We start from the raw sequence: 24,797 nt of genomic DNA on the forward strand, positions 1-24,797 counted from the left end.
GTTTTCGAACACTTACTGGCCCAAACAAGAAGGTAAAGGCAGAACCAAACGTCAGTCTTCAAGAATTCGGCGCAGACGCTCCTTTTCGTCTTCACTCAGCGCCGTGCTTTCAACTGACGCATGAGCTTTGGCACGGGTGCGTAGAAAGTTCAGCCCAACCCCAGCCGCAATCAACAGCATGATAGGGCCAGCGAGCCAAAGGAACAGGTTCGAGCCGCTGGTGGTCGGCTTAAGCAGAACGTATTCACCGTAGCGATCCACGATAAACGCGATGGCCTGTTCGTCGGTATCACCTGCAACCAGACGTTCCCGCAGCAACAAACGCAAATCACGCGCCAGATCGGCGTTGCTTTCGTCGATGCTTTCGTTCCGACAAACAAGGCAACGCAATCCGGTGCTGAGATCGCGAGCCCGTTGTTCCAGCACAGGATCATCCAAAACCTCGTCCGGCTGCACCGAGAACACGGGTGTCGCCAGCATCATCAGGATCAGTACAAGGCGTTTCATTCTGCGGGTACTCCGCCAACCGGTGTTTTTCGCGCCCCTGCAGCCACCCGGAACCGCCTGTCACACAAGCTGAGGATACCGCCAAGCGACATCAGGATGCAGCCAGCCCAGATCCAGTTCGCGAACGGTTTGATATAGGTGCGCATGACCCAGCCCCCATCTGCCTGTTGATCACCGATCACAACGTAAAGATCACCCAGGAAACGGTAATCAATCGCGGCCTCGGTCGTGGGCATGCGGGCAACCGGATAGTCCCGCTTTTCAGGGTGAAGTGTCCCAATCGGCCGTCCATTCTTTTCAACCAGAACATCAGCCGTGGTCGAGAAATAGTTCGGCCCTTCAACCAATCGCACGTCTTGCAGTGTCAGGGTAAACTGCCCTACCTCAAAGGGCTGATTGGGTTGCGCGACGCGGATATCTTCGGCCTCCCAAGCGGTCAGACCAGCCACGGCAAAGATGGTGACGCCCAGACCCGTATGCGCGACCGCTTTACCCCAATCTGCACCCGGCAGGCGGAACAGGCGTTTCAGGCTGCCGTTGCGGCCCGTGCGGCTCCACAAATCTATGGCGGCACCAAACGTAATCCATGCCCCAAGGAACAGACCCACCGGCCCCAACGCGCTGCGTCCAGTCTGCATCGCCCAAACCAGCAACGCAATCGCCAGCGCCAGCCCAAAGGCGTAACGCAGAGACCAAGCCGTCTTTCCAATCCTTCCACGTTTCCAAGGAAGCATCGAACCGATCGGCAGGATCAGCCCGAGTAGCACCATAAACGGAGAGAATGCAGCGTTGAAGAAAGGCGCTCCGACCGAAAGCTTCCGGTCGAACATCATCTCGGCCACCATGGGCCACATGGTGCCCACAAAAACAACGAAGCAACTGACGGCCAGCAAAACGTTGTTCGCCACCAAAGCGCTTTCGCGGCTGACCATGCCAAAGACGCCCTTGGCCTCCATCGCTTGGGCACGCGCGGCAAACAATGTCAGCGCCCCACCAATGAAGAAAACCAGGATCATCAGGATAAACACGCCGCGCTCGGGATCGGTGGCGAAGGCATGAACCGAAGTCAGAAGACCCGAACGCACAATGAACGTGCCGATCAGTGAAAATCCGAACGCGATAATCGCCAGCAGAATAGTCCAGCTTTTCAGCGCTTCGCGCTTCTCCACAACGATGGCAGAGTGCAGCAAAGCGGCTGCCAGAAGCCAGGGCATGAACGACGCATTCTCGACTGGATCCCAGAACCAGAACCCGCCCCAGCCCAATTCGTAATAAGCCCACCACGACCCCAGCGCGATACCAATGGTCAAAAAGACCCAGGCGGCCAATGTCCAGGGCCGTACCCAACGCCCCCATGCTGCATCGACACGCCCTTCGATCAGGGCTGCGATGGCAAAGCTGAACGCCATGCTCAGCCCGACATAGCCGAGGTACAGAAAGGGCGGATGAAACGCCAAACCCGGGTCTTGCAACAGCGGATTCAGGTCGCGCCCGTCAAACGGCGCAATTGCAAGTCGGTCAAACGGGTTCGACGTGAACAGGATAAAGGCAAAAAACGCTACCGCTATAGACGATTGCACCGCCAGCACGCGGGCCTTGAGCGTCGGCGGCAACCCACCTCCAAAGAACGCGGCCAATGCGCCAAACAAGGTGACAATCAACACCCACAGCAACATGGATCCTTCGTGGTTCCCCCATGTGCCACTGATCTTGTAGATCATCGGCTTGGCCGAATGGCTGTTCTCAACCACGATCCTCAGGGAAAAATCCGACACGACAAAAGCCCAGATCAACGCACCGAAGGAAAATGCCGTCAGCAGGAACTGAACGATGGCCGAGGGTTCGGCAAATGCCATCCATCCGGCCCAACGTTTAGAAGCCCCGATCAAGGGCACGACACTTTGCACGATGGCGACAAAGAAGGCGAGGATAAGGGCGAAGTGGCCGAGTTCTGTAATCATGCCCCGGAATATACTCCGGGGCCAATCCGGGGGCCAATAACTTTCGCCCGATCCGGGGGCACATAGTGTCGCGGGTCACGCCCTGCGATGCTTGCGCCAATCATCCAGCGCCGGGTTGGCATCGGGGTGCGTAATATCCTGCGACAAAGCGGAACCTGATCCGGGACCTGCAGCGCCCGGACTATCGCTGCGCAGTTCGCGCAGCTGCTCGAGATTGTTCAGAACAGCAGGCAATTGCAGCATGGTCGCACTGATATCCTTCTGAAACTCTTGCGTTTTCAACTGATGCCGCGCCCCAAAATAGAAGGACACGATGACACCCAACAACCACCACATGGGCTCTGGCACCAAGGCCATGCCCTGCATCCTTGCAGCAAACCACAACGGGTCCACCATGGCGGCCACAAACAAACCCAATGTTCCCAAGGCCAAAGCCGGGCGCGGCAACCGGTTTACCCCATCCATGAATCGGTCAAATGATCCTTTTTGCGCAGTTTGAAACTCGCCTCCAAACTGCAACATGGCCTGCGCTTGCGCCTCGGCACCTCTCTGCGCACTTGCTTCAGTGTTCTCACGGTAAATCTCAACGGTTTCCCGAACCGCGTTCCGCCCGTTCCCGAACAAAAGCGCCAAAACACCCGAGATCAACCCCATGCCGCAACCCTTCCCTGAAACTCGGCGTCAGAAAGATGGTATCGCTCTGACAAAAACTCTTCTGCGCGTTTGATCCAGCCACCTTTGCCCCCCGACCGGCTGCGCGCATATTTCCTCGAGGCCGGTCGCCGATCAGCAAGGCGAAAATAGTAGTTCCGCCGCGCCACCCCGTAGGCATCCCGCAAAGCAATTGGCTCCGGTTGCGCTGCTTTTTCGCAAGCTGCTGCGGTCTTGGCACCAATTACTCCATCCACCGCCACGTTGAATCCCATGTCCCGCAACAACCGCTGCAGGATCTTTATCGCCTGCGCCCCGGCGTTCACATACATGTCAAAGACCGAAGCCTGCAGTAGATCAGGCAACCGCGAGATGCCTGGCTTCACAAAGTACTGACGTACGAATATCTCGACCGCCTGCCGCTGGGTCAATCCATGCACATCACGTCGGTCAACCACATCGTCGCCATTCAAATCCAATCCCAAACGCCGCATGGTGTGAATGGTTACGCCATATTTTGTGGCCCCACCGGGATCGTCCGGATCATCCACAAACCCGCCTTCCCGCGCCACGATCTCTTTCGCGATCTGCCGAACCGTTTGCATCATCTTCCCCAACTCGTTGATCAGAGCAACGGTCCTGCAAACAACTTACAACACGGTAATTGCAAAGGGCGCTGCCCGCCTATTGCGCGCAACGCCCCGCTTCTTCTGTTCAAAAATACCTCTGCCAGAGGCACGCAGCGCAGCTGCGTTCAGCTTCCCTCCGCCTCTTTATAAACGCCTTGCTCTTTCAGCGCGTCCATAACCTCTTTCGGCATGTAGGTTTCATCATGTTTGGCAAGGATTTCAGTCGCTTCGAACACGCCGTTCACATAACTTCCGGTGCCAACCATACCCTGATTCTCGGTAAACAGATCCGGCAGGACACCTGTAAACGAAACCTGGACACTCTCGCCCCCATCTGTAACCACAAAATGCACGGTTTCACCCTGCCCACGAATGATCGAGCCTTCTTCCACCAGCCCGCCAATGCGGAAAACCTCGGTCGGTTTCGGCGGCTCGGCAATCACCTCGCTGGGTGAACGGAAAAAGTTGATGCCATCCTGCAAGGCCCACCCAATCAAAGCCGTCGATGCCACCAAGGCAACGACCGCTACCAGAATGACTTGTACTCGACGACGTTTTTTGAGCGTTTTCATACCGTCCTCACGGGAATAGAGGGGCCATCATCAGGCCCAAAGTTTCATCCTCACCTAACATCAGGTTGGCGTTCTGCAAGGCTTGGCCACTGCTACCTTTTGTCAGGTTATCCAGCGCGGCAATCACGATTGCGCGACGTTCGATTCTGTCCGCGACCACTCCGATATGACAGAAGTTCGACCCTCTGACGTGATGGGTCGAAGGTGCCTCTCCCATAGGCAGCATCTGGATAAAGGGCTCGTCTGCATAAGTCTTTGCCAGCGTTTCATAGACGCTTTGCGGATCACCCTTTACATAGGTCGTTGCCAGAATTCCCCGGTTTGCCGGTATCAGATGCGGCGTGAACTGTACATGCACAGTGCGACCTGCAAGCTTCGAGAATTCCTGATCAAATTCGCCCAGATGCCGGTGCGTGCCACCGACTGCGTAAGCATTGGCACCTTCACTAAGCTCAGCGTGCAGCAAGTTTTCCTTCAGCGACCGGCCAGCGCCCGACACGGCGCATTTCAGATCCAGCACAATATCATCCAGATCAATGACACCGGCAGAGATCAACGGACGCAGCACATACTGCCCTGTCGCCGCGTTGCAGCCTGTACCAGCGACCAAGCGCGCTGACCTGATTTCATCCCGATAGAACTCGGTTAGACCATAAACGGCTTCTTCCTGCTGTTCCAAAGCGCTGTGCGGGTTGCCATACCACTTCTCATACTCATCCGGGTCCTGCAGCCGGAAATCCGCTGACAAATCAATGATCTTCAAGTCTTTCGGCAGGTCCCGGATCACCTCTTGGCTAGTTTTGTGCGGCAAAGCGCAGAAACACAGATCAACATTGGAGAAATCGATCTCGGAAATCTTGCACAGATCCGGCAAGTCCATGTGCCGCAGATGCGGAAACACCTGCGCCATGCTCATGCCCGCCTTCCGTTCGGCAGCCAAAGCAACAATGTCCATGTTCGGGTGCTCGGCGATCAGCCGCACCAGTTCAGCGCCGGTGTACCCAGAAGCGCCCAGAATTGCGATTTTGTGGGTCATGTCAGACCTCTTCTTTGCATGTGTCACATATCACGACCGCCGATGTGACGGTCTTTGAATTAGAAAATTCGGGGAAGTGCGTCCTTGACCTAAATCAGGCCGCCTCGAACGAGATTTGTCGTCGGAGGAATTGCGTTGCACGATCACTGACAAAACCCGGCTTGCCCGTGGTCAGGTAGCCACCTGCGCCATCACCCAACATATTGGGGTGGCGTTGCAGATAATCGGCCAGGCTTTCGGCCACCAGATCCCCTTGGCTAAAGACCTGAACATCTGAACCCAAGGCGGCCTGAAAGGTCTCGGCCATCAACGGATAGTGTGTGCAGCCTAAAATCGCGGCCTGCGGCTCGGGCATTTTTCGTTTCAAAGCATCCACATGGCTACGAACCAGAGCCTCCGCCAGGATCATGTCGCCATCTTCAATAGCATCGACCACGCCGCCACAGGCCTGCGCCTCGACATCCACACCGATTGCGCGGAATGCCAGTTCCCGTTGAAAGGCCCGGCTGGACACAGTGGCAGGCGTGGCGAACAACGCCACGTGCTTGACAGCCACTTCGCGTGGTGGAGAGTTGTCCCCCCATTGCCGCTCGGTCAGCGCTTCGATCAAGGGAACAAAGACGCCCAGCACCCGCTTGCCGTCGGGCACGCCTTCTTCCTGCATCCGGCGCAAGGCGGCAGCGCTTGCGGTGTTGCAGGCCAGAATCACCAGATTGCACCCGCGATCCCACAGTGCGTGCACGGCCTTACGGGTCAGCTGATAAATATCCTCGGCATCACGCACACCGTAAGGTGCATGTGCACTGTCCGCAAAATACAGGAAATCCACGTCGGGCAGCCGTTGCTGCGCGGCGTTCAGGACGGTCAGACCGCCCAAACCGGAATCAAAGATACCTACTGCCATTTGCCCCTTCAGGCGCGATGCCGTTCCTCAAATTCATAGCCGTAGTCATATGACTCCAACGGCTCTGGAGACAGCTCATACGTGGCTTTGCGCAGGAAATCCATCATCTTGCGCGTATCCTTACCCAATGGATCCAGAACGTCGCGCCCTATAGGCTCTCCGATCACCACTTTGACAGGCGTATCCACGCGCTTTTTGAATTCTTTGATCAGCAAGCCCATGCGCAGCGTGTTGTGCAAATGGCTTGCGATCTGGAACAGGCGCGACGTGTGCCCATCAAAGAAAACCGGCACCACGGTGGCATTGGACTTTGCCACCATCCGAGCGGTAAAGCCGCGCCAACCCGGATCCATAGGATGGGCAAACGGCTTGACGCCGGTGCTGACCGTGCCTCCGGGGAAAATACCAATCGCCCCGCCCTCGCCCAGATAGTTGAGAGCCGTTTTGCGCGTCTCCAAATTCAGCTTCATCGCTTCCTTCGTTTCATCAAACGAAATAGGCAGAATGATGCGGTTCAGATCCTCGGCCTTGCGGAACACCCGATGCGCCAAAATGCGGAAATCTCCGCGTGTCTCCGACAGAATGTGCCCCATCATTAGGCCATCCAGAATGCCATAGGGATGATTGGCAATCAGGATCAGGGGGCCATCTGCCGGAATGTTCGCAAGAGATCCGCCCACAACATCCAATGTCAGACCATAGCGTTCGACCATAACGGCCCAAAAGTCGCGCCCGTTGGCAACGTCTTTCTCGTATCCATCCGCGCGTTTGATCAGGCGCATTCGACCCGTGGTATTCTCCATAAGTTTGATGACCATTCGCCCGCCTTTGGTTTCAGCGGAATGGGCATAAGAGATGTCACGAACAGCATGACGACGAGAAGGCATTTGGGTCTCCGGTTTGTTGCCTGCAAAATAAGTGCAAGTAACAATTTTGCCTAGCCATCGTGACAGGGTTGTGACGAGTTACTCCGCCGCAGCCTTCAACTCAGGCCCACCGCTTCGGATCGATGCCAGCAACTCCTCGCGCCGCTTGGCTGCTTTGGCCTCGTTTTCCTGCAAAACAGGTCCGAAACCACGGATATCCAGCGGCAGTCGAGCCAACGCAGAGATCGCATCACGCGTGTCCTGCGACAATAAAGGCAGCACTTCGCGCATGTCTTTTTCGTACTGCCGGATCAAAGCACGCTCCATCTTGCGTTCGGACGAATATCCGAAAACATCGAACGGCGTGCCGCGCAGGGCCTTCAACTTGGTCAGCAGCTTCAACGGACCCATGACAGATTCGCTGAATGCGCGCTTCTTGGGCCTGCCGTTACTGCCCGATCCTCCGAAAATCGGCGGTGCCAAATGGAAGGTCATCTTAAAATCGCCATCAAACTCGGCCGCCGCCTTTTCCCGACTGGTCAGCAAAAGGCGCGCAACCTCGTATTCATCCTTGTATGACAGAAGCTTGTGATAGCCCTTTGCGACTGCTTCGCGCACCTCAGCGTCCTCAACGCTGTCAACCAACTTACGATACCGTTTCGCCAACCGGGCGCTTTGGTATTCGGTCAGGTGCTGCGCACGGAACTCGATGATCTGGTCCAGCGTTTTGGGCATCTCGGCCACGGTTGGGGACAGTACGGACTGTACCTCATCCGGATGCAGCACCGCCCAACGACCGATGTCAAACGCACGCTTGTTTCGTTCGACCGCCGTTCCGTTCAACTCGATGGCGTCAAAGATCGCCTGATGGCTAACCGGCAACAACCCTCGCTGCCATGTCGCGCCAAAGATCATCATGTTGGAGTAGATCGAATCCCCCATCACGGCACGCGCCAGATCGGTCGCGTCAAAAAGCGAGACATCTTCTTTCAGCCGCGCCTGCAAGGCCAGCTCCAGCTGATCGGCTGGAATGCGAAACTCCGTATTGCGTGTGAAGTCGCCAGTGACCGTTTCATGGCTGTTCACGACTGCACCAGTACGTCCTGTGCGCGTCAGGCCCAAGGTCTTCGCCCCGGCGGAAACCACCAAATCGCCGCCGATCAGCGCGTGGGCTTCACCGGTGGCAACGCGGATCGCGCTGATATCTTCGGGGCGGTTGGCCAGACGGCAGTGGATATGAACCGCGCCACCTTTCTGTGCCAAGCCCGCCATTTCCATCATGCCCGCGCCTTTGCCATCGATCTGCGCGGCCTGAGCAAGAATTGCACCAAGGGTGACGACGCCTGTACCACCAACACCCGTGATTACCACGTTATGCGTTCCCTTGATCGCGGGAAGCTCCGGCATCGGCAAATCCGGCAGATCGATCTCGGTCGTTGCCTCTTTACGGATTTTCGCGCCCTCAAGCGTCACGAACGAGGGACAGAACCCGTTCAGGCAGGAAAAGTCCTTGTTGCAGCTTGACTGATCAATGGCTCGCTTACGGCCCAGTTCAGTTTGTTTCGGCACGATCGATACGCAGTTCGACTGCACCCCACAATCGCCACAGCCTTCGCAAACATCGGTGTTGATGAACACACGTTTGTCCGGGTCCGGGAATGTGCCTCGCTTGCGACGGCGACGTTTTTCAGCCGCGCAGGTCTGAACGTAGACAATGACCGAGACGCCTTCGATCTCGCGGAATTTCTCCTGCACCTGCATAAGATCCGCGCGCTCATATGTCTGAACGCTTGCAGGCAGCGCCTTGAAGTTTACGTCTTCCTTTTCGTCATAGACCAAAGCGACCTCGCGGACGCCCATCGCCTTGACCTCGGCAACGATCCTTTCTGCAGTCAGGTCGCCTTCGTTGTCCTGCCCGCCGGTCATGGCGACCGCGTCGTTGAACAGGATTTTGAAGGTGATGTTCGTTCCTGCAGACAACGCCGCCCGGATCGCCTGAACGCCCGAATGGTTATAAGTGCCGTCGCCCAGGTTCTGGAACACGTGATTGGTGGTCGAAAACGGAGCTTCACCAATCCAGTTCGCGCCTTCTCCGCCCATTTGGGTGAAACCTGTCGTCTCGCGGTCCATCCACTGAACCATATAGTGACAGCCGATACCGGCATAGGCGCGGCTGCCATCGGGCACTTTGGTGGAACTGTTGTGCGGGCAGCCCGAACAAAAATACGGAAGTCGTGTCGCGATTTCCTGCGCGTTGTCGGCCCGGCGAGCTTCGGACAAGGATGCAAGCCCGGCGTTGATGCCTTCAGTTTCGCGCCCCTCTTCGATCAGGATTTCACCCAGTTTTTCGGCGATCATGATCGGATCAAGCGCGCCACGCGTGGGGAATAGTTCTTCCCGGTGCAGCGTCCCCGCCCCACCTTTGTACCAGCCATAAACTCTGCGGCCGCGCCGGTCGTCAAAGATGGCCTCCTTGACCTGAACTTCGATCAGCTTGCGCTTTTCCTCGACGATCACAATCAAGTCCAGCCCTTCGGCCCAGTCATGGAACCCGGCCATATCCAGCGGGAAGGTCTGCCCAACTTTGTAAGTGGTGATCCCCAGCCGTTCAGCTTCGGACTCGTCGATATTCAAAAGCGACAGAGCATGGGATAGGTCCAACCAATTCTTGCCCGCTGCGACGAATCCGATCTTGGCCCCCGGCTTGCCCCACATCCGCTTGTCGAGCTTATTGGCATGGGAAAACGTTTCGGCCGCGAACCTCTTGTAGTCGATGACACGCGTTTCCTGCAGATGCGGGGTATCGCCCAAACGAATATTCAACCCGCCGTCCGGCATGTCGAACTCGGGCAAAACAACCTGCATTCGGTCAGGGCTACCGTCCACAACCGATGTGACCTCGATCGTGTCTTTCATCGTTTTCAAGCCAACCCAAACGCCAGCAAAACGACTAAGAGCAAAGCCGTATATGCCGTAGTCCAGAATTTCCTGAACGCCAGCGGGGCTGACAATCGGCATATACATATCGACCAGAGACCATTCTGACTGGTGCAGAACGGTCGAGCTTTCGCCGGTGTGATCATCGCCCATGGCCATAAGGACGCCGCCGTGCTTGGCCGTACCGGCCATGTTCGCGTGACGCATAACGTCACCGGATCGATCAACCCCTGGACCTTTGCCGTACCAAAGTCCGAAAACCCCGTCGAACTTGCCGTCGCCCCGCAACCCTGCTTGCTGACTGCCCCACAGGGCGGTCGCGGCGAGATCTTCGTTTAAGCCGAACTGAAACGTCACATCGTTTTCGGCCAGCGGCTTTTGAGCGCGCATCATTTGCTGATCAACCGCGCCAAGGGGTGACCCCCGATACCCGGTTACAAGACCCGCCGTATTCAGGCCCGCCTGCCGATCTCTGGCTTTTTGCATCAGCATCAACCGAACAAGCGCCTGAGTTCCGTTCAACAGAACGGGATTTTTCTCAAGATCGAACCGGTCGTTCAATGTTATCTGTGGCTGACTCATCAGACGTCTCCCCTCGTCAGATCAGTGTGCTTTATTTCGGTGCATTTTAGGTCATAATTTCTGACCTGCATAGGATTTATCCACTGATAAGTAACGATTTCGCCCTTTGAATGTGGAACTTGTCACCTCTTTCATATAGGCGTTCAAATGGATAACGAAAGTTGCGGCGATGGATTGGGACAAGCTTAGAATATTTCACGCGGTAGCCGATGCAGGCAGCCTCACCCATGCGGGTGACAAGCTCAATCTGTCTCAATCTGCCGTGAGCCGGCAGATCCGTGCCCTGGAAGAATCGCTGGATTCTACCCTTTTCCACCGTCACGCCCGAGGGCTGATTCTCACCGAACAGGGTGAATTGCTGTTCGATGCCACGTCAGCCATGTCAAAACGTCTTGATGCAGCAGCCGCGCGTATTCGGGACAGTGAGGAAGAGGTTTTTGGCGTCCTGCGGGTCACAACGACCTTTGGTTTCGGCACACTCTGGCTGGCCCCGCGCCTGCCAAAATTGTACGAGGAGTATCCCGACCTCAATATCGATCTGATGCTGGAAGAGAGGGTTCTGGACCTGCCCATGCGCGAGGCAGATGTTGCCATTCGAATGAAAGAGCCCAGCCAGGCCGATCTGGTTCGCAAGCGCCTGATGACAGTGCAAATGATGCTGTACGCGACTCAGGACTATATCGAGACCCATGGCGGAATGCTGAAATCGCTTGAGGAAATCAAAGATCACCGCTTGATCTGCCAGACCCCTGCGGCACCGCAGGTCGGTGCAAGTGCCGCCATGGTACGTCACCTGATGACTTATAATCCCGGCTCATTGCTGACCGTGAACAACTATTTCGGTGTCCTGCAAGGGGTTCTGCACAATTTGGGCATTGGCGTTCTGCCGGACTATGTGACCCAGGACTTTCCGCATCTGGTCCCTGTCTTGTCTGACATCGAAACCGCTGATGTTCCTGTTTATCTGGCCTATCCCGAAGAACTCAGACATTCCAAACGCGTTGGTGCGTTCCGAGATTTTGTTCAGGACGAGATCATTGCACAGCGCAAGCAACTGAAACAGATGGGAAAACTCTAGCTATGCGCTCATAGCATATCGGACATGAGGTCTTTACAGAGTTAAATTCCTTGAACGTTCACAAACTGACCCCTAAATGAGCACTCGAAGGTGGTGATGCTGAAACGCTCATCATCTTCATACCTCCCTGTTGGACTACGGCCGAGCTTATAGCTCGGCCTTTTTTTTGCGCCGTCGCAATTTCCCCGTTTCATAACGCGAAATCTTCTGGGAAACCGGCTCAATTTTTCATATGATACGGAAAAACAACCAAAAATCTCGTGATCGAGGGCAACAAATCCATGCTTAATCCACTCCGCCTCTGTTTGGCGCTGGTTTCCGTTTTCTTTCTTTCTTTACCAGCTTTTGCACAGGACACCGCCTCGTCCGGTTCGGCATCCTCAGTTTCTATCCCTGAAAATCTGACCCCAGAACAAGTTGACGACCTGGTCGCACGCATGTCTGACGATCAGGTGCGCGCCATCCTGCTTGAACGTCTGGATGCCGTCGCCAAGAAACAAGCCGAAGAAAAAGAGAAACAGGAAGATCCTCTGACCGAGATCAATGAGATCTGGGCCGAAATGGTTTCATCCTGGACTCATGTTATGACGACGATGCCAAATATCGTCACAGCCCAGATAACTGCGTTCAGCAATTTTTCTGGTACATTTGGAACAACCGGGGTCTTTACCCTACTGGGGCTTATCCTTTCGGTCCTGGTAGTTGGGTATATCGCTGAAAAGCTGTTCGGCCTGTTCACCCGCCGTTGGCACAAAACAACCGAGGTGGCGGACGAAGCGGATCTTTGGGGCGCCGCGCGCTACCTTTTCAGCCGCTTTTGCCGAGAAATTGCCGGGTTGATCGTTTTCTACGTCGTCATACGCGCAGTTGGTCGCGGTCTACTGACACCTGAACAGATCACTTATGCTGCTCCATTTGTCTTCTACCTGATCTGGGTTCCGCGCCTGGGCGCGGCGGTTTCTCGGTTCGTGCTGGCCCCGCAGAAACCACAGTATCGGTTGGTCAATATCAACGACCACTGGGCAAAATACCTTCATCGCAACCTGATCGGACTTTTGGTCCTGATTGGCTTTACGTTGTTCATCCTGCGCTTCAACGCGCTGAACGGCGTTTCGGGTGACGAGACACGGATCGGGTTCTGGCTCAACGCGGCTATCCATATCTATATCGGTTGGATCGCCTGGACCGCCCGCGAAGGGTTGTCGCAGATGATGCTGGGAACAGACCCCGATTACACCAAGTTCGACGAGGAAGTGGCCCGGTACTACCCCTACTTCGCAATCGGGGTTTCGGTGGTCATTTGGCTGCTGGTCGAGTTTCTGGTTGCCCAGCGAAATCCCGCAACGCTCAGACTGCTTGTCGGCGGCGCGCATTTCGCGACGATGTTCTGGTTGCTGATCGCGCCCGCGCTCGACACGCTCATCCGCGGGTTGGTGCGTCACTTGCAACCTCCGATGTCTGGTGAAGGCCCGCTGGCCGAACGGGCCTACAGATCTGCCAAGCGCAGCTATATCCGTATCGGGCGCGTTGTGGCTGGTCTGTTTGTGGTCTTCATGATTGCAAGGGCTTGGCAGCTGGATCTACGCAATGTCGCCTCGGCCGGAGTCAGCGCCGAAGTGGGTGGCGCCGTGATCGAGTTCCTGCTGATCATCGCTGTCGGTTATATTCTGAACGAGTTCGTGTCGCTCTACATCAACAGGCGTCTGGCGCGTGAACAAACAGCGGCAGAAGCGCTGGATGAAGAAGCCGGCGGCGAAGGTGGCGGCGCTGGTGGATCGCGTCTGGCAACAGTGCTGCCGCTTCTACGGATCACCGCTCAGATCACCATTGCGGTCATCTTCGGCCTTTTGGCTTTGGGCGCTTTGGGCATCAACATCACGCCTCTGCTGGCGGGTGCCGGTGTTCTGGGTCTGGCCATCGGTTTTGGCGCGCAGAAACTTGTTGCCGACATTGTTGGCGGTATTTTCTTCCTGATCGACGACGCCTTCCGCGTGGGTGAGTATGTGGATGTTGGAGGCACGATGGGCACGGTCGAGAAAATCTCGATCCGGTCGATGCAACTGCGTCACCACCGCGGTCCCGTTCACACCATTCCCTATGGTGAGATTCAGAAACTGACCAATTTCAGCCGCGACTGGGTGATCATGAAGCTGAAGTTCACCGTGCCGTTCGACACTGACCCCAACAAGGTCAAGAAGATCTTCAAAAAGATCGGTGCCGAGATGATGGAGGACGAAACCCACAAGGATGGTTTCCTTCAGCCCTTCAAATCTCAGGGTGTCTTCGACTTTGACGATGTCGGCATGATCATCCGGGGCAAGTTCATGGCAAAGCCCGGCAAGCAGTTCACCCTGCGCAAAGAGATCTTCAACCGCGTCAAGGCCGCCTTCAAGGAAAACGGCATCGACTTTGCCCGCCGCGAGGTGCGCGTTGCGATCCCGGGTCTGGACGAGGCCGAGAACCTGTCCCCCGAGCAGAAGGCGGCTGTAGGTGCCGCAGCTGCGGCCGAGCTCAACAAAGATCAAGGTTCAGCGTAACCCGCACCGGTTACGCCAGAGATTTGCGCTTACTATTGAGCGCCTTTTACGGAACCGACCCTACTGTCGGTTCCGTTTTTCTTTGAAAGACGCACCCTGCGCCGTCTTGACCCTTTCCACACGCGCCCGCTTGCCCTAAAAGGCGCGCAATCTCGGCCCATTTGGACACAGGACAGAAGATGCAAGAGCCCGCCATCACACCCGATCTGATTGCTGCACATGGGCTCAAGCCCGAGGAATACGACATGATCCTCGAGATCATTGGGCGTGAACCGACCTTTACCGAACTGGGTATCTTCTCGGCCATGTGGAACGAGCATTGTTCCTACAAGTCGTCCAAGAAATGGCTGCGCACCCTGCCTACTTCAGGCCCTCAGGTGATCTGTGGCCCGGGTGAAAACGCTGGTGTAGTCGACATAGGCGACGGTCAGGCCGTGGTTTTCAAGATGGAAAGCCACAACCACCCGTCTTATATCGAACCTTACCAAGGTGCCGCGACCGGTGTCGGAGGTATCCTGCGCGACGTATTCACCATGGGCGCGCGTCCCATCGCCTCGATGAACGCTCTGTCCTTTGGTGAACCTGGCCACCACAAAACCCGCCAGCTGGTGAATGGCGTGGTCGAAGGCATTGGCGGTTATGGCAACTGCTTCGGCGTGCCATGCGTGGGCGGTGAAGTCCGTTTCCACCCGGCCTATAACGGCAACTGCCTTGTGAACGCATTCGCGGCAGGTCTGGCCGACAGCGACAAGATTTTCTACTCGGCCGCCTCCGGCGTGGGCATGCCGGTCGTTTATTTGGGCGCAAAAACCGGCCGTGACGGCGTCGGCGGTGCGACCATGGCGTCTGCCGAGTTTGACGACACCATCGAAGAAAAACGCCCCACCGTGCAGGTCGGCGACCCCTTCACGGAAAAGCGCCTGATGGAAGCGACGCTGGAACTGATGCAGACCGGTGCCGTGATCTCAATCCAGGATATGGGTGCCGCTGGCCTGACCTGCTCCGCTGTTGAAATGGGCGACAAGGGTGGCTTGGGCGTACGTCTTGATCTGGAAAACGTGCCTCAGCGTGAAGAGAATATGACAGCCTATGAGATGATGCTGTCGGAATCTCAGGAACGCATGCTGATGGTTCTCAAGCCCGAACTTGAGGCTGAGGCCCGCGCCGTGTTCGAGAAATGGGATCTGGACTTTGCCATAGTCGGTGAGACCATTGCCGAAGACCGCTTTCTGATCATGCACAATGGCGCGGTGAAAGCCGATCTGGTTCTGTCCAAACTGTCTTCGACCGCGCCGGAATATGACCGTCCATGGGAACCGACGCCCGAGGCCGAAGAACTGGCCGAAGTCCCTCAGATCGACCCTATTGACGGGCTGCGCGCCCTGCTCTCTTCGCCCAACTACGCGGGCAAGCAGTGGGTGTACGAACAATACGACACCATGGTCATGGCGGACAGCGCCCGCACACCGGGTCTGGGCGCAGGCATGGTGCGCGTCCATGGAACCGACAAGGTGCTGGCCTTCACCAGTGACGTGACCCCACGCTATGTGCGCGCCAACCCGGTTGAAGGCGGCAAACAAGCTGTGGCCGAAGCCTATCGCAACCTGACCGCTGTTGGGGCCAAACCGCTGGCCACCACCGATAACCTGAACTTCGGCAACCCTGAAAAACCCGAGATCATGGGCCAGTTTGTTGGCGCCATTCAGGGCATCGGTGCTGCCGTCGGCGCGTTGGATATGCCTATCGTTTCGGGCAACGTGTCGCTGTACAACGAGACCGACGGTCAAGCGATCCTTCCAACACCGACCATCGGTGCGGTTGGCCTGTTGTCCCATTCGGACGAGATCATCGGCAACGAGGTTCGCGAAGGCCACGTCGCGCTGATCATTGGTGAAACCAAAGGCCATCTTGGTCAATCCGCCCTGCTTGCAGAAGTGTTCAACCGAGAAGACGGCGATGCGCCGCATGTCGATCTGGATGCTGAAAAGCGCAACGGTGACTTCATTCGCGCCAACCGCGAGATGGTCAAAGCGTGTACCGACCTTGGCGATGGCGGTCTTGCACTGGCCGCCTTTGAATTGGCCGAAGCGGCTGGCGTTGGTGTTCACCTGGACGAGGCCCCGACCGAATTCCTGTTTGGCGAAGATCAGGCCCGCTATCTGGTCGCCTGCAACTTCGACCAGGCCGAGGCACTGATGATTGCTGCCGGTCAGGCCGGTGTTCCGCTGGTCTCGGTTGGGCGCTTCACCGGTGATAGCGTGAAAGTCGGTGGCTCCGAGGCTCCGCTTGCCGAGCTGACGGACACCTTCCGCACCAGCTTTGCCGCGGCTGTGGCCTAAAATACAGGCTTCAGCTCGTCTCAAACGCGGAAATCCTATGCGTCTAACCGCGCGTAGGATTTGCCGAGTTTGTCGACACGTGCCATCTTGCACGCCCCGCCCCATCGCTCTACATCTTGGGAAAGACTTTCAGGAGTGAACCTACATGCCGATGAGCGCCCACGAGATTGAAACCCTGCTGCGCGAGAGCTTTCCCAACGCGGAAATTCAGGTTGGCGGCAGCGATGGCGTGCACATGTCCGCCATGGTCGTGGACGAAAGCTTTCGCGGCAAGAACCGCGTTCAACAGCAACGCGCTGTCTACGCGGCCCTGAAAGGCAAAATGGACGGCCCGGATGGAGAACTGCACGCGCTGGCGCTGACCACCAAAGTGCCGGAGTGATATGGAGCACGCGATCGTTATTTTGATTGCGGTTTCCGTCTTTGTCGTGCTCATCGCACTGATAGCGTTGAACCATTCAAAGACTGGGCGCAATACAAACCGAGGATCGTCACCTGGACGTGGAAACCACCTTCTCCACTCATCTTACTCATCACATGACGGTGCAATTGGCTCGGCGCAGACCCATATCCCCAAAGACCCACAAAACTACGCCAAAGCAATAATGCCGAAGAGCAAAGGAAACGCGAAATGACCGATGTGAAGACCCAGATCGATGAAACCGTCAAAGCCAATGACGTGGTGCTGTATATGAAAGGCACCAAAGAGATGCCCCAGTGCGGCTTCTCATCCCGTGTGGCGGGCGTACTGAACTACATGGGCGTCGACTATGCCGACGTGAACGTTCTGGCAGACGAAGAAATCCGTCAGGGTATCAAGGATTATTCGGATTGGCCGACCGTGCCGCAGCTTTATGTCAAAGGCGAATTCGTTGGCGGTTGCGACATCATCACTGAAATGACCTTGTCGGGTGAACTGGACACACTGTTTGACGAAAACGGTGTCGGCTACAACAAAGATGCAGCCGACAAAATTCGTGAAGCAAACGCTTAAGCCAAATTACCGGCTGGAACAGTCCTGATAGATCGTCTGCTCATTGGCGGCGCCTGCCGCCAAATAGCTGATCGACGCGTTCCAGCCTTTAGAGCGCAGGATATAAGTGCCCTCATCGCCGGTGGATTCGTACCGGATGCCTGATCCGCTTTCCACCTGGCGCATTGCGACCAGAGTATTATCCACCATTGTTGCCGCCGCACCCGAACCATCTGGCGCGTTGAAGTAAGTCACAGGCAAAGGTATGCCGTTCTCGCAGGTGAATGTGACGGACAATATGTCAATCTCTGCCATTGCAGATGTTGCAGGCAAAGCCAGCGCAGCAGCGAACAGCGCGTTTCGCAACAAAGTCATTATGCTTTCTTCTCCTCGACGACAGCTGCAAGGGCTTCCGCCCGTGCTGCCAGCTCCGCCAGTGTGTCAGTGACAGAGGGTGGAACCACCGCCACTTCGACCCGCTCCGGCTCTGGTGGCGGAGCGTTCCTGAGGCCCTGAAGTTCAGCCTCAGCCTCGGCCAGCTTGGCCTCAAGCGATTTCACCTTGTCTTCTGTCGCCGCTGTTTTGTCAGCCAGCATGAGACCCGCCATCAGAAGCATCCGGGATTCAGGCATCCTGCCGATCTGATCGGACAAAACCTGGGCTTCATCATCCAGCATCTTGGCTGCGGAATGCAGAAAAGGTTCTTCTCCGTCCCGGCACGAAACGTCAAAGCCGCGACCGCCGATATTAATGGTCACTTCAGGCATTACTCTACCTCACCTTCTACAAGTTTCGCCTGCGACAGCAGAGGTTCCAGCCGCGCCAGAACAGCCTGCGCTTCAGCCGCGTCCGAGGCTTGCGCCGCGCGCGTGGCCTCTAGTTCGGCGACTGTTGCGCGGTTCAAGAGTTCCGCGTCTGTCAAACCCTCAGTGGCCGCTGCACGCAATTCGTCAACGGCGCTGCGCAATTGTTCATTCGCTTTGCGCATGCGCTGCAAATCGTCATCCAGACGAGACATTGCTGCCCCATGACTGGCCCGTTCAGCACGCAACATTTCCAGTTCAGCGCTCAGATCATCGACACGCACGGTATCTTCCAACTCGGTCTTTAGGCGGTTGTTTTCCGCCTCAACCGCCTTGGCCTGATCCAGCATTCCGCGCAGCTGTTCCAGTTCCGCCTTTAACGGCTCAGGATCTTCCAATGTGTCCAACTCTGCCCGCATCTTTTCGTTTTCGGCTTTTAGTGAGTCCAGCTCCGCGCTGTTGTCCAACGCTGCCTTAGCCTCGGCCAGCTCGGCACGTGCCGCTTCCACCGAAGTGATCTTGGCACGGGCTTCCTCTAGCTCGGCGCGCAGTGCGTCGGTTTCAGCGCTGTCAGACGGGGCAGCGCGTAGCTCTTCAAGATCGGCGCGCAAGCCATCAACTTGCTGTTCATGCTGTTGTTTCAGAGATTTCAGCCGTTCCTGAAGCTGCGCGTTGGCGACGCGTTCGTCCTCAAGTGCAGTTTGAAGCCCCTCGTCCGGTGCAATATCCCGGGGTGCAGCGCCCAATGCATCGACACCCGCGCCGATGCGGTCCATCGCAGCAATAATGCGGTGCTGTAAGTCTTCTATCTGGCTCATGCCCCTGTCACCTCTTTATCAAGGTTCATTCTGTTTCGATGCGATCCGAATCAAAACCGAATCCCGCCTGAGGACAGTCTAGCGGAATGCGACAGAAAATACCCACTGTTTGCTTTCAACCACTTGAGCCCCGCTCTTCATGCATCCCACCCCGATTCACCCCGGTTCCGCTTGCACTTTGGGTATTGAATGGTATTGAGCGCGCAATCTGCTTCAAAACCCAAAGGAACAACGCCCGTGGACCTGACTGCGCTGCGCAATGCCAACCCCGAACACTGGGACAAAGCTGCGGCCATCCGCACCCTGACCCTTGATGCCGTCGCTGCCGCCAATTCCGGCCATTCCGGTATGCCCATGGGCATGGCCGATGTCGCGACCGTACTGTTCGAAAAGCACCTGAAATTCGACGCATCAAACCCAAGCTGGCCCGACCGCGACCGGTTCATCCTGTCGGCTGGTCACGGCTCGATGCTGGTTTACTCGCTGCTGTATCTCACCGGCCACGCAGACGTGACACTGGAAGAGATCAAGAACTTCCGTCAGTTGGGCGCAAAAACGGCAGGCCACCCTGAAAACTTCCTGGTCGACGGTATCGAGACCACCACCGGCCCGCTGGGTCAGGGCATTTCGAACGCTGTGGGCTTTGCCATGGCCGAAGAAATCCAGCGCGCGCATTACGGCAAGAAGGTTGTTGATCACTACACCTACGTCATCGCGGGCGACGGCTGCCTGATGGAAGGCGTCAGCCAAGAAGCGATCACCCTGGCCGGTCGTCATGAACTGAGCAAACTGATCGTCTTCTGGGACAACAACAACATCACCATCGACGGCACCGTCGATATTGCCGACCGCACCGATCAGGTGCGCCGCTTCGCAGCCTCGGGCTGGCATGTGATCGAGATCGATGGCCATGATCCAAAAGCCATTGATGCGGCCATTATTGACGCGAAGAAATCCAGCAAACCGACCATGATCGCATGTGAAAGCCACATCGCGCTGGGTCATGCAGCACAGGATACGTCAAAAGGCCACGGCGCGCTGACCGATCAGGATCAGTTGAAAGCAGCCAAAGAAGCCTATGACTGGCCTCATGACGCGTTCGAAGTGCCTGCAAACGTGAAATCCGCATGGGAAGCCATTGGCGCACGTGGTGCTGCAGAACGAGCAGCCTGGGAAGAGCGTTTCGCACAACTTTCCGAACGCAAGCAGGCCGAGTTCAATCGTGCCTACGCGTTTGAAGCCCCTAAAAAGCTGGCTGGCGCCATTCGTTCTTTCAAAAAGCAAGTTTCGGAAGATCAACCAAAGCTGGCTACCCGCGCTTCGTCGGAAAAAGTTCTGAACGTCGTTAACCCGATCATGACCGAAACCGTTGGCGGTTCGGCTGACCTGACCGGCTCGAACAACACCAAATCGATCGATATGGGTGTGTTCCTGCCGGAAAACCGCAAAGGGCGCTACATCCACTACGGTATTCGCGAACACGGCATGGCCGCTGCGATGAACGGCATGGCACTGCATGGTGGCATCCGCCCCTATGGCGGCACGTTCATGGCCTTCACCGACTATGCCCGCCCGTCCATGCGTTTGGCGGCCCTGATGAAAATCCCGTCGGTCTTCGTGATGACCCATGACTCGATCGGTCTGGGCGAAGACGGCCCGACCCACCAGCCGGTCGAGCATCTGGCCATCTCACGCGCAACGCCGAACACCTATGTGTTCCGCCCCGCTGACACGGTTGAAACGGCTGAAGCGTGGGAACTGGCGCTGACCTTCAAGGACAGCCCCTCGGTTCTGTCGCTGACCCGCCAAGGTGTGCCGACAGTGCGCACCCAGCACAAGACCAAGAACCTTGTTGCACAAGGTGCTTATGTTCTGGCCGAAGCCGAGGGCAAGCGTCAGGCCATCCTGATCGCCACCGGGTCCGAAGTGTCGCTGGCCATGGAAGCCAAAGCGATGCTCGAGGCCGAAGGCATCGGCACCCGCGTCGTCTCGATGCCCTGTATGGAGCTGTTCGCGCAACAGGACGAAGCCTATCGCAAGCGCGTTCTGCCCGCTGGCCCCGTCCGTGTTGGCATCGAAGCCGCTGTTCGCGCAGGTGGCTGGGACCGTTGGTTGTTGGGCGAGCGTGGCCGCGAAGCCAAGGCCGGCTTCATCGGCATGTCGAGCTTTGGCGCATCAGCCCCGGCAGGCGAGCTTTACAAGCACTTCGGTATCACCGCAGAAGCGACCGTAGCCAAGGTCAAAGAACTGTTGGGTTAATCCCAGCACTTCAGTTAAGAAAGCCCCGGTTTTTGCCGGGGCTTTTTTGTTAGACGAAAATAATAACTGACTGCATCCCGTCCACAATCAGATCACCGTCAGTATTCCACACACGCATGACTTGCGAGCTGTAGCCATCTTGCCCAGCTGTCAGTTGATGTTCCAACAGGAACCACCCTTCACGCGTCTCAATTTCTTCTGACAACACATTGAAAATCCAGTTCATCGAAGAATTTGGGCCGGGTTTCTTGAGGGTCGGATAGATCGCAGGCGGCGGCAGATCCGCGACCGAGATCAACCCTTCCAACCGGCTCCACATCCGCGGATCTCTGTGACGCGCCCAAAGGCGCAAGTACCCTTTCTCTACTCCTGAAAACGGCAAAGCACCGTCAACAAGTCTGACATCGAAATTCTCAAGAAACGGAATGGGTGGTCGGGGTAAACCCGGCGGGAAATAGGGGCCGGTTTCTTCTGGTTTCGGGGCTGGTTGCGCAGGATGATCAAACGCGACGTGGCTGTCCTGAGGGACACCAAACGAAAACGTACCCAGCGCCGCGACCTTCCCTTCGATTTCGGCTCGAACGTTGATGATCGTCACGTTACGGCCCTGCCGCAGAATTTCGGTGCCAATCGTTGGCGGGGTGCCGATCGGGGCCGTGAAATTGATCAATGCGGACCGCAACGGCGGTAACCCGTCGTGCCGTTCGAAGATGGTAGCCAGCATCAGCGCAGAGGAAAACCCACCAAAAGTCGTGCGGCCCTGCATCCAGTTCGCCGGGACCGGAAACTTTAGCCGGTTGTCGATTGTCTCTCGCGCCTCAAGAACATCGACCAATGAATAAGCGGACATAAGGAAACCAGTTCTGTTGCACCTTCGGCGACACTAACCTTTTGGCGGCATGTCGCCATTGCAACCTAACGTCACTTGTCGGCAAGGGTTCAATGCTTTGCTTCAGAACCAGAGAACATACCCAGCGCTGGTCCGATAACCTTGGTCGCTATCGGGATTAACACCAGCCCCCATGCCAAACCGAAAATGCCATCCATTGTAGCTTTCGAAATCCACTCAACCGCCCCAACCCATTGTTCAGACGCCGAATGTCCAATGGCATATGCCCAATCGTGGATGTGATGACCCAACCAGCCAAAGCCCAGAACCTCCATCCCGTGGATGACGATCGATCCCCCCACCCACAACATCGCCGCAGTTCCGACAATAGACAGGGTTTTCATTACGCCGGGCATTGCCTTGACCAACCCTCGGCCCAGACCGCGACCGATAGGTGTCGGCGCGTTGTTCGCCAGATAAAGCCCGACATCATCCATTTTCACGATCAGCGCGACGGACCCATAAACTGCGACCGTTACCCCGATCCCGACCACGGCGAGCGTCGCGGCCTGCATCCACAGGTTAGGCGCTTCGATCGCTGCCAAAGCAATGGTCATGATCTCAGCTGACAGGATAAAGTCCGTCTTGATCGCGCCTTTTACCTTTTGTTCCTCCAAATGACCGGGGTCACGAACGTCCATGTCTTGTTCGATGGCGTGGCTGCCATGGGGGAACAGGACGTGAAATATCTTCTCGGCCCCCTCAAAACAAAGATATGACCCTCCAATCATAAGTAACGGGGTGATCAGCCAAGGCGCGAAATTGGCAAGCAACAGTGCCACCGGCAGCAACAGGATGATCTTGTTGAAAATCGACCCTCGCGCAATACGCCAAATGATCGGCAACTCGCGCGCAGGCGCAAACCCCTGAACATATTTCGGTGTGACCGCCGCGTCGTCGATGATCACCCCGGCAGTCTTGGCCCCGGCCTTACCAGCCGCGGCAACTACGTCGTCGACCGAAGCCGCCGCCACTTTGGCAATTCCCGCCACATCATCCAAAAGGGCCAACAGTCCGCTCATCGCGTGTCCTTTCCTGTCACCTGCCGCACCCGGACCCTACCTGATCTCTCAGCTAGCGCAAGCGTTAGCGCAATCGGCGCAGGTTTGCGCTAACACCTTAAAAATATGCCGTTTTTGCCCTTTTGAGATTCCCATTTCGCCGCTATATGGCCCACAAAGCAAGCGCATCTGGAGACGTCACATGACCATCAAGGTCGGTATCAATGGTTTTGGCCGCATTGGCCGCTGCACCCTGTCGCACATCGCCGCTTCGGGGCGCAACGACATCGAAGTGATAAAAGTCAACGCCACCGGCCCGTTGGAAACCTCGGCGCATCTGCTGAAATATGACAGTATCCACGGACGTTTCCCCCGCGAGGTTTCCATCGAAGGCAACACCATGGATCTGGGCCGCGGTCCGATGCAGATGTTCTCGACCTACGACATGGCCGAGCTGGACTGGGAAGGCTGCGACGTCGTTCTGGAATGCACCGGCAAGTTTAACGACGGCACCAAGGCGAAAACCCACCTTGAGCGTGGCGCTGGCAAGGTTCTGTTGTCCGCCCCTGGCAAGAATGTCGACAAGACCATCGTCTTCGGCGTGAACCACAACACGCTGACCGCAAACGATAACATGGTTTCAAATGGCTCCTGCACCACCAACTGCCTGGCCCCGCTGGCCAAGGTTCTGGACGAAGGTATCGGCATCGAAAACGGCATCATGACCACGATCCACGCCTATACTGGCGATCAGCCGACCCTGGATCGTCGCCACAGCGACCTTTACCGCGCCCGCGCCGCAGCTATGTCGATGATCCCGACCTCGACCGGAGCCGCCAAGGCGTTGGGCGAAGTTCTGCCAAACCTGAAAGGCCGTCTGGACGGGTCCGCGATCCGCGTCCCTACCCCGAATGTCTCGGCTGTTGACCTGACCTTCCGTGCCGCGCGCGATGTAACCGTCGAGGAAGTCAACGCTATCGTCGAAGAAGCCGCCAAAGGCCCGATGCAGCGCGTACTCGGTTTTGAACCCGCACCGCTGGTCTCGACCGATTTCAACCACACCGAAGAAAGCTCGATCTTCGCACCGGATCAGACCCGCGTTGTCGACAATCGCCTGGTCCGTGTTCTGGCCTGGTATGACAACGAATGGGGCTTCTCGGTTCGCATGGCCGATGTGGCCGTTGCGATGGGCCGTCTTAACTGACCCTTCGGACTTCGCTTGTACCTTAATGCCCGCTCAGGTTATCTGAGCGGGCATTTTTGTTCAGGACGGCCATGACCAATCAAATCGCCATCTGGCTCGGCATACTTCTGCTTGGGGGCGTGATGCTGGACATGACGCTGTATAGCGGCGACCACCTGCTGTTCCTTGCCAAGAAGCTCTACGAATTTCTGGACCGGCTTGCTTTCTGGCGCTGACCGAGGTTTTTCTTGACTCTTTCGTTGATCTGGAGT

General features: G+C 56.7%; 22 protein-coding genes. 8 read left to right on the forward strand and 14 right to left on the reverse strand.

Features of this window, described 5'->3' with window-relative positions; translation table 11 throughout:
* Positions 1–51: 51 nt before the first annotated feature.
* From GS646_RS08545 to GS646_RS08585, 9 genes are all read right to left on the reverse strand, one after another.
* The gene (locus GS646_RS08545; protein WP_171183042.1) at positions 52–507 is read right to left on the reverse strand and encodes a cytochrome c-type biogenesis protein; all 456 of its coding nucleotides are present in this window, start codon (positions 505–507) and stop codon (positions 52–54) included.
* Complete coding sequence (locus GS646_RS08550) at positions 504–2,468, reverse strand: heme lyase CcmF/NrfE family subunit (RefSeq protein WP_171183040.1); 1,965 nt, start codon at positions 2,466–2,468, stop codon at positions 504–506. Before GS646_RS08550 ends, GS646_RS08545 begins: the two co-directional genes overlap by 4 nt.
* Before the next feature lie 75 nt (positions 2,469–2,543).
* Positions 2,544–3,122, reverse strand: coding sequence for a holin family protein (locus tag GS646_RS08555; protein WP_171183039.1), 579 nt, complete (start codon positions 3,120–3,122; stop codon positions 2,544–2,546).
* Positions 3,113–3,724, reverse strand: coding sequence for a holin-associated N-acetylmuramidase (locus tag GS646_RS08560; RefSeq protein ID WP_171183629.1), 612 nt, complete (start codon positions 3,722–3,724; stop codon positions 3,113–3,115). The genes GS646_RS08555 and GS646_RS08560 overlap by 10 nt, the downstream gene beginning before the upstream one ends.
* Positions 3,725–3,873: 149 nt before the next feature.
* The gene (ccmE, locus tag GS646_RS08565; RefSeq protein WP_171183037.1) at positions 3,874–4,320 is read right to left on the reverse strand and encodes a cytochrome c maturation protein CcmE; all 447 of its coding nucleotides are present in this window, start codon (positions 4,318–4,320) and stop codon (positions 3,874–3,876) included.
* A 7-nt stretch (positions 4,321–4,327) separates the two neighbouring features.
* Entirely contained in the window at positions 4,328–5,356 is a 1,029-nt protein-coding gene (gene argC / locus GS646_RS08570) for an N-acetyl-gamma-glutamyl-phosphate reductase (RefSeq protein WP_171089832.1), read from the reverse strand.
* Between the two features lie 94 nt (positions 5,357–5,450).
* Positions 5,451–6,260: a glutamate racemase gene (locus GS646_RS08575; protein ID WP_171183034.1), complete on the reverse strand. Its 810-nt coding sequence runs from the start codon at positions 6,258–6,260 to the stop codon at positions 5,451–5,453.
* A gap of 8 nt (positions 6,261–6,268) precedes the next feature.
* The gene (locus GS646_RS08580) at positions 6,269–7,147 is read right to left on the reverse strand and encodes a lysophospholipid acyltransferase family protein (RefSeq protein WP_171183032.1); all 879 of its coding nucleotides are present in this window, start codon (positions 7,145–7,147) and stop codon (positions 6,269–6,271) included.
* 78 nt (positions 7,148–7,225) lie between these two features.
* Entirely contained in the window at positions 7,226–10,645 is a 3,420-nt protein-coding gene (locus GS646_RS08585) for an indolepyruvate ferredoxin oxidoreductase family protein (RefSeq protein ID WP_171646896.1), read from the reverse strand.
* Between the two features lie 169 nt (positions 10,646–10,814).
* Between GS646_RS08585 and GS646_RS08590 the strand changes: the two genes are divergently transcribed.
* The 5 genes from GS646_RS08590 to grxD all read left to right on the forward strand — a co-directional run bounded on the left by GS646_RS08590 (position 10,815) and on the right by grxD (position 17,593).
* The gene (locus tag GS646_RS08590; protein WP_171089824.1) at positions 10,815–11,723 is read left to right on the forward strand and encodes a LysR family transcriptional regulator; all 909 of its coding nucleotides are present in this window, start codon (positions 10,815–10,817) and stop codon (positions 11,721–11,723) included.
* A 281-nt stretch (positions 11,724–12,004) separates the two neighbouring features.
* Entirely contained in the window at positions 12,005–14,260 is a 2,256-nt protein-coding gene (locus tag GS646_RS08595; protein WP_171646895.1) for a mechanosensitive ion channel family protein, read from the forward strand.
* A 179-nt stretch (positions 14,261–14,439) separates the two neighbouring features.
* Positions 14,440–16,599, forward strand: coding sequence for a phosphoribosylformylglycinamidine synthase subunit PurL (gene purL, locus GS646_RS08600; protein WP_171089819.1), 2,160 nt, complete (start codon positions 14,440–14,442; stop codon positions 16,597–16,599).
* A 145-nt stretch (positions 16,600–16,744) separates the two neighbouring features.
* On the forward strand, positions 16,745–16,981 hold the full coding sequence (locus GS646_RS08605; protein ID WP_039530494.1) for a BolA/IbaG family iron-sulfur metabolism protein: 237 nt from the start codon (positions 16,745–16,747) through the stop codon (positions 16,979–16,981).
* A gap of 249 nt (positions 16,982–17,230) precedes the next feature.
* Positions 17,231–17,593, forward strand: a complete 363-nt coding sequence (gene grxD / locus GS646_RS08610) for a Grx4 family monothiol glutaredoxin (RefSeq protein ID WP_171089818.1) — start codon at positions 17,231–17,233, stop codon at positions 17,591–17,593.
* A gap of 6 nt (positions 17,594–17,599) precedes the next feature.
* Here grxD and GS646_RS08615 read toward each other — a convergent pair whose 3' ends face one another.
* Genes GS646_RS08615 through GS646_RS08625 form a run of 3 tightly spaced genes read right to left on the reverse strand, consistent with a single transcriptional unit; the run spans position 17,600 to position 19,193 of the window.
* Positions 17,600–17,947, reverse strand: a complete 348-nt coding sequence (locus tag GS646_RS08615; RefSeq protein WP_171183026.1) for an MliC family protein — start codon at positions 17,945–17,947, stop codon at positions 17,600–17,602.
* Positions 17,947–18,339: a cell division protein ZapA gene (locus GS646_RS08620; protein WP_171089813.1), complete on the reverse strand. Its 393-nt coding sequence runs from the start codon at positions 18,337–18,339 to the stop codon at positions 17,947–17,949. The genes GS646_RS08615 and GS646_RS08620 overlap by 1 nt, the downstream gene beginning before the upstream one ends.
* Entirely contained in the window at positions 18,339–19,193 is an 855-nt protein-coding gene (locus GS646_RS08625) for a hypothetical protein (protein WP_171183024.1), read from the reverse strand. The genes GS646_RS08620 and GS646_RS08625 overlap by 1 nt, the downstream gene beginning before the upstream one ends.
* Before the next feature lie 237 nt (positions 19,194–19,430).
* Between GS646_RS08625 and tkt the strand changes: the two genes are divergently transcribed.
* Positions 19,431–21,452: a transketolase gene (tkt, locus tag GS646_RS08630; RefSeq protein ID WP_171183022.1), complete on the forward strand. Its 2,022-nt coding sequence runs from the start codon at positions 19,431–19,433 to the stop codon at positions 21,450–21,452.
* Positions 21,453–21,501: 49 nt separating this feature from the next.
* On the opposite strand, the gene GS646_RS08635 is transcribed toward tkt, so the two are convergent.
* Together GS646_RS08635 and GS646_RS08640 are read right to left on the reverse strand one after the other, a co-directional pair.
* A complete protein-coding gene (locus GS646_RS08635) occupies positions 21,502–22,302 on the reverse strand; it encodes a thioesterase family protein (protein WP_171183021.1) in 801 nt (266 codons plus the stop codon).
* 89 nt (positions 22,303–22,391) lie between these two features.
* Positions 22,392–23,363, reverse strand: coding sequence for a DUF808 domain-containing protein (locus tag GS646_RS08640; RefSeq protein ID WP_171089805.1), 972 nt, complete (start codon positions 23,361–23,363; stop codon positions 22,392–22,394).
* A gap of 181 nt (positions 23,364–23,544) precedes the next feature.
* Here GS646_RS08640 and gap point away from each other — a divergent pair, with 181 nt between their 5' ends.
* Together gap and GS646_RS08650 are read left to right on the forward strand one after the other, a co-directional pair.
* Entirely contained in the window at positions 23,545–24,546 is a 1,002-nt protein-coding gene (gap, locus tag GS646_RS08645; protein ID WP_171089803.1) for a type I glyceraldehyde-3-phosphate dehydrogenase, read from the forward strand.
* A 71-nt stretch (positions 24,547–24,617) separates the two neighbouring features.
* Positions 24,618–24,761 carry a hypothetical protein gene (locus tag GS646_RS08650; RefSeq protein ID WP_171646893.1) on the forward strand — a complete coding sequence of 48 codons (144 nt, stop codon included), beginning with the start codon at positions 24,618–24,620 and terminating at the stop codon, positions 24,759–24,761.
* Positions 24,762–24,797: the final 36 nt, after the last annotated feature.

The organism is Ruegeria sp. HKCCD4315, from assembly GCF_013112245.1.
Lineage (GTDB): Bacteria > Pseudomonadota > Alphaproteobacteria > Rhodobacterales > Rhodobacteraceae > Ruegeria.